We start from the raw sequence: 12,114 nt of genomic DNA on the forward strand, positions 1-12,114 counted from the left end.
AACCGGGACCTACGGATCGACGGGGGTGTGGGAGGTGCGCCGTCATCGCCTCACTCCTCCTCGCCGGCGGCCCACTCGCCGATCCGGGCGAGGTGCTCGTAGTCGTTGAAGCGCGGCTTGCGGGCGGCGTCGGGAACCGAGTGGTAGGGGGTCGCCGGGTCGTCGAAGGTGGCGATCAGGTCGCGCAGCCCGGCCTCGGCTTCGGCCACCAGCTCGGCGATGCCGTCGGCCACCTCGTCGATCGTGCCGGGCGGGTCGCCGCCGCCGACCCGCCAGTAGGCCAGCGACGAGGTCTCGCCGGCAGGTAGCCCGGGGAACCCGCCGTGCGCCAGCATCAGCGCCTCCAGCGGCAGCTGCGGGGCGGCGCCGTTCTTCAGCTCGGTGCGGGTCGGCCGGCCGCCGGTCTTGTAGTCGACGATGGCGTAGCTGCCGTCGGCCAGGCGGTCGATGCGGTCGGCGATGCCGGTCACCGTGAACGGCCCGGCCGGGCCGTCGACCGTCAGCTCGCCGCGCTGCTCGGTGGCGGTCGCCGACAGCGAGCGGCGGCGGTCGCGCTCGACCTCGACGAACCAGGCGGCGACCCGCTCGAAGCGCGGCCACCAGAACGCCCGCACCCCGGGCCGGTCCATGTGCCCGGCGAAGGTCTGCCGGCCGATCTCGAGAAGGCGTTGCAGCGGGTCGGGCGGCAGGTCGCGCGGGTGCTCGCGCACGAAGATGTCGAGCGCCCGGTGGATGGTGTCGCCGCGCTCGGCGGCGCTCGGGTCGGTGTCCAGGTCGTCGAGCGCGCGCAGCTTCAGGATCTGCGAGGCGTAGATCGAGTACGGGTCGCGCAGCCAGGTCTCGATCCGGGTCACCGACAGCCGGCGCGGCCGCACCGCGACCGGCGGGCGGGGCAGCGGCGGGGCGCCGGGCACGACCGCGTCCGGCCGGTCGAGCTCGGCATGCCAAGCCGCCGGCACCGGGTCGGCGGCGAACCGGTCGGCGGCGCCGAGCGCGCGCGCCACCGTGTCGAGCCGCAGCAGCCAGCGCGACGGCACCGTCGGCGTGCCCTCGACCCGGATCGAGCGGGTCAGCACCGCCTCCGGCGCGCCGAGCGCCATGGTCACGTCGTGGGCGGCCAGGCCGATCCGCCGCTCCGGCGCCGGCAGCCCGAAATCGCGCCGCATCGGCCGGCTCATCCACGGGTCGGGCGGCGGGTCGGCCGGCCAGCTGCCCTCGTTCAGCCCGCCCAGGATGACCCGGTCGAAGCGCTGCAGCCGGGCCTCCAGGGCGCCGAGGATGTGCAGCCGCGGGTGGGCGCCCCAGCGCGGCCGCACCGCCCGGCCTTCCAGCAGCGCCTCGAACAGCCCGGGCCAGGTCCGGCCGGGAATCCCGCCCAGCACCGCCAGGGCGTCGCGCATCTCGTCGAACAGCCGGGCCAGCGCCTCGCCGGAATCGCCGCGCCACAGCCGGTCGGCGCCGCTCTCGTCGGCGGTGGCGGCCAGCGCCTCGGCGGCCCGGGCGTGGGCGGCGGCGATCTCCACGGCCGGCACCTCGGCGGCGGCCATCAGGGCCGGCAGGTCGCCGAGCCGGGCCGCCAGGTCGTCGAGCCAGGCCAGCAGGCCGGCGCGTTCCTCGGCGAGCTTGTCGTCGAGACCGGCGACCGCGGCGCGCAGCCCGTCGATGCCGGGCCCCGGGCGCGGGCCGCGCAGCACCCGGCGCTCCAGCCGCCGGACCAGCCGGCGGAACGTGTCGGGGCCCTGCCCGCCGGCGGCCAGCGGATGCTTCAGGGCGGCCAGCAGCGGCACCGGGGCGGCCTGCTCGGCGGCGAGGTCGGCGACCAGCCGCAGGAACGCCGCCGGGACACTCTCGGCCAGCGGCCGGCCGGCGGAATCGTTGACCGGGACGTCCCAGCGCTCGAGCTCGCTGGCGACCCGGCGGGCCAGGTCGCGGTCCGGGGTCACCAGGGCGGCGGTCCGGCCCGGGGTCTCCAGCACCTCGCGCATCAGCACGGCGATGGCGCCGGCCTCCTCGCGCGGGCCGGGCGCGTCGATCCGGCGGATGCCGTCGAAGCAGCCGGCGTCGAGCTGGGCCGGGTCGGTCGCCAGGGTCCGCCAGGCCTCGGTGGTGGCGGCCGGCCGCATCGCCTCGCGCACCATCGCCGCCCGCCCGGCCGAGGCAGGCGCGAATCCGCCGGCCCCGGGCCAGTCGGCGACCTCCGCCCGGCCGATGCCGAGGCCGCCCAGCAGCCGGTGCATGCCGTGCTGCGGGTGCGCCGGGTCGGCCCCGATCGCCGCCCAGGCGTCGTCGTCGGCGGCGAGGTCGAGGCCGGGCAGCACCAAAGCGCCGCGCGGCAGGCCGAGGACCGCCCGCATCAGCCCGGCGGTCGCGGGCACCGAGCCGGTGGAGCCGGCGATCACCACCGGGTCGGCCGGCGGGTTGGCGTCCCAGGCGGCGGCCCGGGCCCGCATCAGCGCGTCGCGCCGGGTCACCGGGTCGACGGCGTCCTGCTCGGCCAGCCACTGCGGCCAGGTCTCGGTGACGATCTCCAGGAACCGCAGGGTCAGGCCCCAGTGCTCGGCGTAGTCGGCCGGCACGATGTCGGCCAGCCGCCCGAAGTCGAGGCCCTCGGCCTGGACCTGGTCGATCAGCCGGGCGAGGGCGGCAGCCAAGCGGGCGGCCTGCTCGGGCGAGCGCGGCGCGGCGACCCCGTCGGCCTCCAGCCGGTCGGCATAGGCCAGCACCAGCCGGGCCAGCAGCAGCTGGCGGCGCAGCGCCGGGATCGCCGGCGGCAGGTCGAGGGCGGCGGCGATCCCGGCGTCGTCGCCGTGGGCGAGGTCGAGTTCCTGGTCGTCGACGTCGGCCAGCGCCTGCAGGGTCGGCAGCAGCATCGGCCGGCCGTCGCCGAGCCGCAGGAACGCCTCGGCCGCCGAGCGGGCGGCGCGCTGGGTCGGCAGCAGCACGGTGGCGCGCGACAGCACCAGCGGGTCGCGGCCAGCGGCCTCCCACAGTCCGGCGGCCAGGGCGTCGAGGAACGGGACGCCGACCGGGATGGTGTAGACGCGCCCGCCGTCCATCGGTTCCTCAGATGAACGGTGTGTCCGGCACGTGCCCCTGGGCGAAGCGGCGGTTCGCCTCGTCGAGGTCGGCCGGCGTGGAGATGTGGTACCAGAGGCCGTCGTGCACCGCGCCGAACAGGCGCCCGGCCTCCTCGGCGCGGTCGTAGACGACGTTCATCGAGAACGCGCCCTCGGGCGCAGCTGCCAGGGCGCGCGGGTGGATGATCGACACCCCCATGTAGGCGTAGGGCGCGACCCGGCTCTCCGGCCGGCGGGTCAGGCGGCCGTCCGGGTCCATGACGTAGTCGCCCAGGCCGTGCCAGCCGAGCACCCGGGCGAACGGGTACAGCAGCAGCAGCACGTCCATGGCCTCGTCGTTCCAGATTTCGGCGAACCGGTGCAGGGCGTCGCGCAGCCCGTCCAGCCAGACGCTGTCGCCGTTGATCACGAAGAACGGCTCCTCGCCGAGCAGCGGCAGCGCGTTGACGACGCTGCCGCCGGTCTCCAGCGGCTCGGGCTCCCGGATCAGGGTGACCGCCGGGGAGTCGCGGCCGGCCAGATGCGCCTCGAACCGCTCGGCCAGGTGGTGGGCGTTGACCACCGCGTGGGTCACCCCGGCGACGGCCAGCCGGTCGAGGATTCGGTCGAGGATCGGCCGGCCGCCGACCTCGATCAGCGGCTTCGGGCAGCTGTCGGTCAGCGGCGCCAGCCGGGTGCCGCGGCCGGCGGCCAGCACCATCGCGGTCTCCGGGACCCAGGGGGATCGCTTCTTCAGGCCGGGAAGGAGCATGGCGTTCTCGGAGTGTTGGCGAGGATCGGCCGGATCGGGGTCACCGGTCGACGGCCTTCGGGCGGCGGACTTCCGGCCCCGGCTGGATGCGGGCTTCGGCCGGCACGGTGGCGTCGAGCCAGGCCCGCACCGCGTCCAGGCCGGCCAGGATAAGGTCGCGCTCGACGTGCCGCCAGATCCGCGGGATGTGGTGCAGGTAGCGCGGGTTGTCGTACAGCGCCGACTGGCGTCCGAAGATTCCGAACACCTTGAGGCCGCGCTGGGCGCCGAGTCCGTAGTAGCTGCGGTCGAAGGCGACCGGATCGGCCGGCCGCAGGGCGGCGCGGTAGCGGTCGAGCATGGCGTCCTCGAGCCCGTCGGCGAGGTCGCGCCGGGAATCCTGGAGCAGCGAGACCAGGTCGTAGGAGGCCGGGCCGGCGACCGCGTCCTGGAAGTCGAGCAGGCCGCACGCCGCGATGCCGGGGCGGGCCGGCAGCACCATCAGGTTGTCGACGTGGAAGTCGCGCAGCACCAGCGTCTCCCGGGCCCCGCGCAGCACCGGCATGGCGTCCCGCCACGCCGCGACGTAGCCGGCGCGCTCGGCGTCGTCGAGCTCGCGCCCCAGCACCAGCGGGAAGTACCAGTCGAGCGGCAGCGCCGCCTCGGCGATCAGCTTGCCGTCGTCGTAGGGCGGCACGTCGTAGCCGATGGTCGGCGACCGCCGGTGCAGGTCGACCAGCAGGTCGGTGGCGGTGGCGTACAGCACCGTCTCGTCGACCCCGGCGGCCAGCGCCCGGCTGTAGGTGGTGTCGCCGAGATCCTCGAGCAGCAGGAAGCCCTGCTCCTCGTCCGCCGCCAGGATCCGCGGCGCGCTGTAGCCGTAGCGGTGAAGCTGCCCGGCCACCGCCAGGAACGGCCGCACGTCCTCGCCCTTGTCGGGCGGCGCGTCCATCAGCACGGCGCGCTCGCCGTCGCGGGTCAGCCGGTCGTAGGACCGGAACGAGGCGTCGCGGGCGAGCGGCCGGCGCTCGGCGTCGCCCCAGCCGTTCGCCCGAAGGAAACCGACCAGCCGGTCCTGCCGGTCGCTGCCGGTATCGGGTCCGCCGGTCGCGGCTGCGATGGTCACGTGCGTTCCTCGACTCCGTTCGTCCAACCGGCCGCCAGGCTGCGCAGCCGGTCGGTCCAGGTCCCGAACCCGACGAGGGTGGCTCGACGGGCGTCCGGGGCTTGTTGACACATTTCGAGCGCGAGTTCGAGACGGTCGACGGGAATCCAGGGCCCGAGCCGATCCGGCCACTCGACCAGCAGCACGGCCTCGGCCAGGCCTTGCTCGATTCCCAGCTCCGGCAGCTCGTCCGGATCGCCGAGGCGGTACAGGTCGCAGTGCCAGACCGGGCCGCGCTGTCCGTCGTAGGGCTGGACCAGGGTGAAGGTCGGGCTCGGGACTTCGGCCGCCGGGTCGCCGACCCAGGCGCGCACGAACGCCCGGGCGAACGCCGACTTGCCGGCCCCGAGCGGCCCGGTCAGCAGCACCGCCTCGCCCGGCCGGGCGAGCCCGGCGACCGCCGCGGCCAGCCGCTCCGTGGCGGCCAGGTCGGGCAGCTCCAGGACGGCGCGTTCGGGCGGCCTGGGTTCGGGCGGCCCGGGTTCGGGCGGCTTGGGATCGGACGGCATGCGGGCGGGCACGGTCGGGGCCGCTCAGGCGCCGGCGGCCGGTCGGCGGGCGGTGCGCGGGATCCGGCAGACCACTTCGGTGCCGTGACCCGGCTCGGACACCAGGTTCACGGTGCCGTTGTGCAGCTCGATCAGCGACTTGACCAGGGCCAGGCCGAGCCCGGCGCCGGCGTCGCGGCCGGCGCGCTCGAACCGGTCGAACACCCGGCTCTGGTCCTCGTGGGCGATCCCGACGCCGGTGTCGGTCACCCGGAACAGCACGGCGTCGCCGTCGTCCTCGACCGAAACCTGCACGCGGCCGCCGTCCGGCGTGAAGGCGAAGGCGTTGGACACCAGGTTGTAGAGCGCCTGGGTGAGCCGGCGCTCGTCGACGACGATCGGCGCGATCCCGTCGCCGGTCCGGACCGTGAAGTCGATGCGGCGCGCCCGCGCCCGCTCGCGGCCGAGGTGCTCGACCGCGTCGGCCAGCCGGGCCGGGTCGACGTCGGCCCGGTCGAGCTCCAGATAGCCGGCCTCGATCGAGGCGAGGTCGAGGATGTCGTTGACCAGTCGCACCAGCCGGTTCGAGGACTGCAGGATGGCGCGGGCGTACTCCTTCTGCCGGTCGTTCATCGGCCCGGCGTATTCCTGCTCGAGGATCTCGGAGAACCCGATGATGGCGTTCAGCGGCGTGCGCAGCTCGTAGGACACGTTGGCCAGGAACTCGCTCTTCAGCCGGTCGGCCATCTCCAGGGCCTCGGTGCGCTCCTGCAGGGCGTGCTGGACCGCGAGCGTGTCGGTCACGTCGCGGAAGTTCAGCAGCATCGCCCCGTCCGGCAGCGGCACCAGGCCGTAGTCGAGCACCCGGCCGTCGCTCTTCTCGATGCGGCCCGACCGCGGCTCGCGCTCGGCCAGGCGCGCCACCCATTCGGCCTTCACGGTCTCCCAGCGGTCCTGCTCGGAGAACCGAGGCCGCATCGCCTCCAGCACCAGGGCCACGTGCGGCTCGTCGTCGCCGAACCCGGCCGGCAGGCCCCACTGGTTGCGGAAGGTCGGGTTGATCAGCTTCAGCCGGCCGTCGGCACCGAACGCGGCGATGCCTTCGTACAGGTTGTCCAGGGTCTCCTGCTGCACGGCCGTCAGGGTGTTGTAGGAGCGCTCCAGCGACAGCCGGTCGGTGACGTCCTCGAACACCATCAGCAGGCCGCCGAACGGGTGCGGGGTGACCGCCATGCGCACGGTGGTGTCGTCGGGCAGGAACAGCAGCTCCTCGTGGCTGCCGATCAGGGTCGTGAACAGGCGGTTGAAGTCGTCGCGCCAGGCCCGGAAGTCGGACTGCTCGGGCAGCCGGCGGTTCTCGCGGGCGCGCTCGAGCACTTCGGTCAGGGTCGGGTCGCGCTCCAGCAGCTCGGCATCGACCCCCCACAGCCGGCCGAAGGCGGTGTTGGCGAAGATCAGCCGCTTGTCCGGGCCGAACACCGCGACGGCGGTGTGCAGGGTCTCCAGCACCTCGGCGTGGGCGTCGACGTGGCGCGCCAGCTCCGACTGCAGCTGCTCAAGCGTGGTCAGGTCGCGGGCGGTGCCGACGGTGCCGTCGGGCAGGCCGCCCTCGCCGCCGGCGGTCGGGGCCTCGGTGAGGTCGACCAGCCGGCGATCGCCGTGGACCACCATGTTGCGGCTCTCGCTCTGGGCCCGGCCCAGCTTGACCGCCCGCTCGGCCAGGGAGGTGGCCTTCTCGAGCTCCGGGAGCAGCGGCCCGGCGCCGGCGTTACCGTGCCGCAGGGTGCCGTCGCGGTCGCGGCGCCAGACCGGCACGGCGATCGCGTCGATGAGCGCCCGCTCGTGCGCGGCCAGCCGCTCGGGCAGGGCGGCCTCGGCGGCCCGGGCGGCCTCGCGGGCCGCGGCGAGGTCGCGCTGCACGGTTGCGGTGCGTTTGATCTGCAGCGCGTACAGGGCCGCCAGGACCAGGGTGAAGCCGCCGAGCGCCAGCACGGTGATCAGGTCGCTGCCGGCCGGCACCGCATCGAGGTTGCCTTGGGCACGTAACGGAAACGGGACGACAGCGGTCGCCCCGGCGAGAATCGATGCGTATCTGAAAGACCGTTCCACCGGGCGAGCCTACGCGGGCGGAACGGTGGGCGACAAGGTTCTGGAACGACGCGGCCGGCGCGGCGCCTCCGGGCCCGGCTCGGGTTCCGGGGCCGGAGGCGTCCGACGGCGCGTCTTTCCGTTCTGTCGGCCCGTTCGGCCGGCCCGCTCAGTCGGCCGCGTCGCGGTCGAGGGCGGCGGCCAGGTCGGCCGCCTTGTCGGTGCTCTCCCAGGTCAGCTCCGGCTCCGACCGGCCGAAATGGCCGTTGCTGGCGGTCTGCCGGTAGATCGGGCGCAGCAGGTCGAGCATCTGGACGATGCCCTTTGGCCGCAGGTCGAAGTGCTCGCGGATCAGCTGCTCGATGCGGCGCTCCGGCACCCGGGCGGTGCCCTGGGTGTTAACGTGCACGCTGGTCGGCTCGGCGACGCCGATCGCGTAGCTGACCTGCACCTCGCAGATGTCGGCGAGCCCGGCGGCGACCACGTTCTTGGCGACGTAGCGCGCGGCGTAGGCGGCCGAGCGGTCGACCTTCGACGGATCCTTGCCCGAGAACGCGCCGCCGCCGTGCCGGCCGATGCCGCCATAGGTGTCGACGATGATCTTGCGCCCGGTCAGGCCACAGTCGCCGTGCGGGCCGCCGACCACGAAGCGGCCGGTCGGGTTGATCAGGTAGCGGGTCTCGTTGGAGATCATCGCGGCCGGGATCACCGGCTTGACGATCTCCTCGATGACCGCGTCCTTGAGGGTCTTGTGGTCGACGTCCTCGGCGTGCTGGGTCGAGACCACGACCGTATCGATCGCCGCCGGCTTGTCGTCGACGTAGCGCACCGAGACCTGGGCCTTGGCGTCGGGACGCAGCCACGGCAGGACCCCGGACCGGCGGATCTCGTTCTGCTGCCGGGTCAGCCGGTGCGCCAGCATGATCGGCATCGGCATCAGTTCCTCGGTCTCGCGGCAGGCGAACCCGAACATCAGGCCCTGGTCGCCGGCGCCCTGGTCGAGGTCGAGGCCGCTGCCCTCGTTCACGCCCATGGCGATGTCGGGGGACTGCTTGTCGAGCGCCACCAGCACGGCGGCGCTGGCGCCGTCGAAGCCGAGCCGGCTGTCGTCGTAGCCGATGTCCAGGACCACGTCGCGGGCGATCTGGGTGTAGTCGACCTGGGCCGAAGTGGTGATCTCGCCGGCCAGCATGATAAGGCCGGTGTTGACCAGGGTCTCGCAGGCGACCCGGCTGTTCCGGTCCTGTGCCAGCAGGGCATCGAGCACGGCGTCGGAGATCTGGTCGGCGATCTTGTCCGGGTGGCCGGGGCCGACCGATTCAGAGGTGAGGATGTAGGCGTTGCTCATGGGGCGCTCCATTCGGAGGATTTTTGGGGGCAGGGGCGAGCGGCCGTGGCGTGGGTCCCGGATCCGTCTCGCCTTTGGCGCGCCGGTCCGGGATGAGGTCCGTGAGAACATGTCCACCTCCTCCTCATCCCGACCGCCGCGAAGCGGTGAGCCGGGACCCAGCGGACGGTGGCGACGGGCCGGCCGGTAGCGGTCGGCTTGCTCAGTTCGCGCGGCCGACGAAGTATTCCCAGCCGATCTTGCCGGCGTCGGCGGCGTCGACCCAGAACTGCAGGGCTGCCGAGGTCCGGTCGACCGCCTCCTTGCCGATGCGGTCCTCGAACCACTCGCGGCGCAGCTCGAGCTGGTCGCGCACCCAGGCGTAGGTCGGGGCGACGTGCTCCGACCAGTTCTCGTGGGTGTCGATGGTGAAGCCGGCCGCCTCGAGGGCCGACAGGTACGCGCCGGTGTCCCACATGTCCGGCGACTTGACGCGCTCGTAGATGCGCTCGCGGTCGGCGTCGGGCGTGCCGTCGCGCACCAGCAGGTCGGTGAACACGATGGCGCCGCCGGGCTTCAGCACGCGGCTGGCCTCGGTCAGCACCGTCGCCTTGTCGGCGGCGTGCAGGAAGGCCTCCTGGCTCCAGTAGTAGTCGAACGCTTCGGCCTCGAACGGCAGGTCGTGGAAGTCGGCGAACTCGAACCGGACCTTGTCGTCGAGCCCCTGCTCGGCGGTCAGCTCGCGGCCCCATTCAAGCTCGCGCTCGGAGATGTTCGAGGCCACGACCTCGCAGCCGTAGCGGCGCGCCAGGAAGCGGGCCAGCGCCCCGTAGCCGCTGCCGACGTCGAGCACGGTGTCGTCGCGCCCGAGCTCGACGCCCTCGGCCATGCGCTCGTTCGAGCGCTTCATGGCCTCGCGCAGCGATTCGTCATCGTGCTCGAAATAGCCGATGTGGATGTTCTCGCCCCAGATGTGGCGATAGATCTGGTCGGCCGGGCCGTCGTAGTAGCTCTTGGTCTGGGCGACGATTTCGGTCACCGCCGCCCGGTCCTTGGCGTGAAGATTCATGATCTCCTCCCGGATGGTTGGGCTGGCGTTCAGTGACGCGGCTTCACGGCGATCTGCTGGAAGAAGTCGACCTCGTCGGACTCGAAGCTGGTCTCGAAATCGCCGTAGGTCGTGATGTTGGTGAAGCCGGCGTCGTCGAACAGCCGCTGCACGTAGTGCCGGCGCAGCGGGAACAGCGACAGGTGGTACTTCTTGCCGTCGGGGTAGGAGTACTCGAACTTCACCAGGTCGTCGCGGATCTCGGCCGGCCGGGCGTCGACACCGTCGCCGACGTAGTAGTAGCGGTGCTTCGAGCTGTAGCCGTGGTCGAGGATCTTGTCGTAGTTGCGATGATCCAGGATCAGCAGGCCGCCCGGGCGCAGCACCGTCCGCATCGACTCCAGCGCCTGGCGGCGGGCGTCCTCCTCGAACAGGTGCGAGAAGGCGTTGCCGAGGCAGACCAGGGCGTCGAACCGGTTGGCGCCGAACGCCTTGTGCAGTTCGCGCCAGTCCACGACCCGGGTGTCGGCGAGCTCGACGTCCATGTCGTCGGCGTTCTGCTCGGTCTGGCGGATCATGGTCTCGGCGCCGTCGGACGCGGTCACCTCGAACCCGTCATGCGCCAGCCGGATGGCGTGGAAGCCGGTGCCGGCGGCGATGTCGGCGACCGTCTTGCAGCCGTTGCGGCGCAGCAACCGCTCGAAGAACCCGTTCTCGCCCTCGGCGCGGCTGTCCCAGCCGATCAGGTCGTCCCAGCGGGAGACGAATTCCCGGGTGTACTCGCGCTTGTAGATGTCGTTCTGCATGCCGGCTTCTCCATGGTCTCGCGTCACGCGCCGCCGCGCCGCGGAAGCCGCGGGTCGGCGATTGCACAGCTGTTGCGGTCGCGAATGCTTCGACATTCACGGTAAGGAACGACCCGAGAATTTTTGATTCCCGTTCTCGGACCGTCGATGTCTGATTGCAGCTCTGATTCAACTGATTGAGATCGGAAATGCAACCCCTGTTTCGGCATTTTTTGCTGTGGGTTGTGGGTGGTGTTTAGTAAGCAATTGAAATTATTAAAATAATAAGATTATCAGGCGAACCCGGACGCGAGCGGGAACAACGCGACCGGTCGATCCGAAGACAAAAAAGATCTCAAATCCGTCCTGGTGTATCGGGTTTTCGACACCGTCGTGTCGGTCGGGGCGAAACACCGCGGCGTGGTTGACTGTGAATCGAGATCACGTTCTGCAGTATTATCAAATAATGGAGGGGGCGATCGTTCTGGTCGGTATCCCGCTGTCCAGTCGAGAGAAGTCGAGTGGCGGGACGTGGCGGTCCGTTCGCCACTCGGCTGGGGACGGGCCCGAACGAAAGAGCCCCGGTCCGCGCGGGCGGACCGGGGCCGAGGTGGGAGGGATCGATCCGAAGGCCCGACCGCGACCTTCGCTAGTGGCGGCCGTGACCGCCCTTGGCCAGGCCGTCCCGGCCGTCCGGCAGCACGATCTCGATCTCCTGCATCATGCCCTGGTCCTCGTGGTCGAGAATGTGACAGTGCAGGACGAACTTGCCGATGTAGCGCTGGTAGCGGGTGCGCACGATCGCCCGGTAGAACCTGGTCTTGATCCCGTCGGGGCCGGCGTCGGTACCCTGCTTCACGAACAGGGTGTCCTTCCACAGCCCCCGCATGCCGGCGAACTGGGTGTCGCCGTCGGCCGGGTCGACGGCGCCCGGGTCGGTCAGGTCCCTGCCGTCGGGCCCGAGGACCGCCACGACCTGGAACGGGTTGACGTGGATGTGGAACGGGTGGGCGGCGACGTTCGATGTCAGGGTCCACTCGTTTTTGCCGGCGAGCTCGAGATAGCGGTTCACGACGCCCGGCTGGAACGGTTGGCCGACCACGCCGATCCTGTTGGAGACCGAGAAGCCGTTGCCGCCGATGTCGAACATCAGCTCCTGGGTGCCGAACCCGCCCGCCGGCTCGTCCAGCAGGGTCCGGTGCGGCTCGAAGCTGGTGAGCCGGAGGCCGTCGGCCAGTTCGTCCATGACCTTGCCCCGCACCGGCTGCGGATACCGGCCGGCGGCGGCGATCAGCCTGGCCTGGGCCGCCGCGTCGGTCCCGGCCAGGGCCAGGACGGCGGTACAGGCGACGGCTGACATCCGGACGAAATTCATGACGATCCCCCCTCGGTGCGCCGGTCTGCGC

General features: G+C 72.2%; 9 protein-coding genes. All 9 read right to left on the minus strand.

The window, feature by feature from the left end; genetic code table 11:
- Positions 1-50: 50 nt before the first annotated feature.
- The gene (gene addB, locus IE246_RS02000) at positions 51-3,056 is read right to left on the minus strand and encodes a double-strand break repair protein AddB (protein ID WP_189987231.1); all 3,006 of its coding nucleotides are present in this window, start codon (positions 3,054-3,056) and stop codon (positions 51-53) included.
- A 7-nt stretch (positions 3,057-3,063) separates the two neighbouring features.
- On the minus strand, positions 3,064-3,828 hold the full coding sequence (locus tag IE246_RS02005; RefSeq protein ID WP_189987232.1) for a nucleotidyltransferase family protein: 765 nt from the start codon (positions 3,826-3,828) through the stop codon (positions 3,064-3,066).
- Between the two features lie 40 nt (positions 3,829-3,868).
- On the minus strand, positions 3,869-4,933 hold the full coding sequence (locus IE246_RS02010; protein ID WP_229836237.1) for an aminoglycoside phosphotransferase family protein: 1,065 nt from the start codon (positions 4,931-4,933) through the stop codon (positions 3,869-3,871).
- Positions 4,930-5,481 (minus strand): tRNA (adenosine(37)-N6)-threonylcarbamoyltransferase complex ATPase subunit type 1 TsaE, encoded by a 552-nt coding sequence (gene tsaE, locus IE246_RS02015; RefSeq protein WP_189987233.1) that lies wholly within the window; start codon positions 5,479-5,481, stop codon positions 4,930-4,932. The genes IE246_RS02010 and tsaE overlap by 4 nt, the downstream gene beginning before the upstream one ends.
- Before the next feature lie 24 nt (positions 5,482-5,505).
- The gene (locus IE246_RS02020) at positions 5,506-7,479 is read right to left on the minus strand and encodes a sensor histidine kinase (RefSeq protein WP_189987234.1); all 1,974 of its coding nucleotides are present in this window, start codon (positions 7,477-7,479) and stop codon (positions 5,506-5,508) included.
- A gap of 238 nt (positions 7,480-7,717) precedes the next feature.
- Complete coding sequence (metK, locus tag IE246_RS02025; protein ID WP_189987235.1) at positions 7,718-8,896, minus strand: methionine adenosyltransferase; 1,179 nt, start codon at positions 8,894-8,896, stop codon at positions 7,718-7,720.
- Between the two features lie 202 nt (positions 8,897-9,098).
- Positions 9,099-9,944: an SAM-dependent methyltransferase gene (locus IE246_RS02030; RefSeq protein ID WP_189987236.1), complete on the minus strand. Its 846-nt coding sequence runs from the start codon at positions 9,942-9,944 to the stop codon at positions 9,099-9,101.
- Between the two features lie 29 nt (positions 9,945-9,973).
- On the minus strand, positions 9,974-10,729 hold the full coding sequence (locus IE246_RS02035) for a class I SAM-dependent methyltransferase (RefSeq protein WP_189987237.1): 756 nt from the start codon (positions 10,727-10,729) through the stop codon (positions 9,974-9,976).
- 628 nt (positions 10,730-11,357) lie between these two features.
- Positions 11,358-12,083, minus strand: coding sequence for a multicopper oxidase domain-containing protein (locus IE246_RS02040; protein WP_189987238.1), 726 nt, complete (start codon positions 12,081-12,083; stop codon positions 11,358-11,360).
- Positions 12,084-12,114 lie beyond the last annotated feature (31 nt).

The organism is Thalassobaculum fulvum (genome assembly GCF_014652915.1).
GTDB classification, from domain to species: Bacteria; Pseudomonadota; Alphaproteobacteria; order Thalassobaculales; family Thalassobaculaceae; genus Thalassobaculum_A; species Thalassobaculum_A fulvum.

Coding starts and splice junctions, on each gene's coding strand:
- addB (WP_189987231.1), bottom strand. CDS start 3,056: ATGGACGGCGGGCGCGTCTACACCATCCCGGTCGGCGTCCCGTTCCTC.
- IE246_RS02005 (WP_189987232.1), bottom strand. CDS start 3,828: ATGCTCCTTCCCGGCCTGAAGAAGCGATCCCCCTGGGTCCCGGAGACC.
- tsaE (WP_189987233.1), bottom strand. CDS start 5,481: ATGCCGTCCGATCCCAAGCCGCCCGAACCCGGGCCGCCCGAACCCAGG.
- metK (WP_189987235.1), bottom strand. CDS start 8,896: ATGAGCAACGCCTACATCCTCACCTCTGAATCGGTCGGCCCCGGCCAC.
- IE246_RS02030 (WP_189987236.1), bottom strand. CDS start 9,944: ATGAATCTTCACGCCAAGGACCGGGCGGCGGTGACCGAAATCGTCGCC.
- IE246_RS02035 (WP_189987237.1), bottom strand. CDS start 10,729: ATGCAGAACGACATCTACAAGCGCGAGTACACCCGGGAATTCGTCTCC.
- IE246_RS02040 (WP_189987238.1), bottom strand. CDS start 12,083: ATGAATTTCGTCCGGATGTCAGCCGTCGCCTGTACCGCCGTCCTGGCC.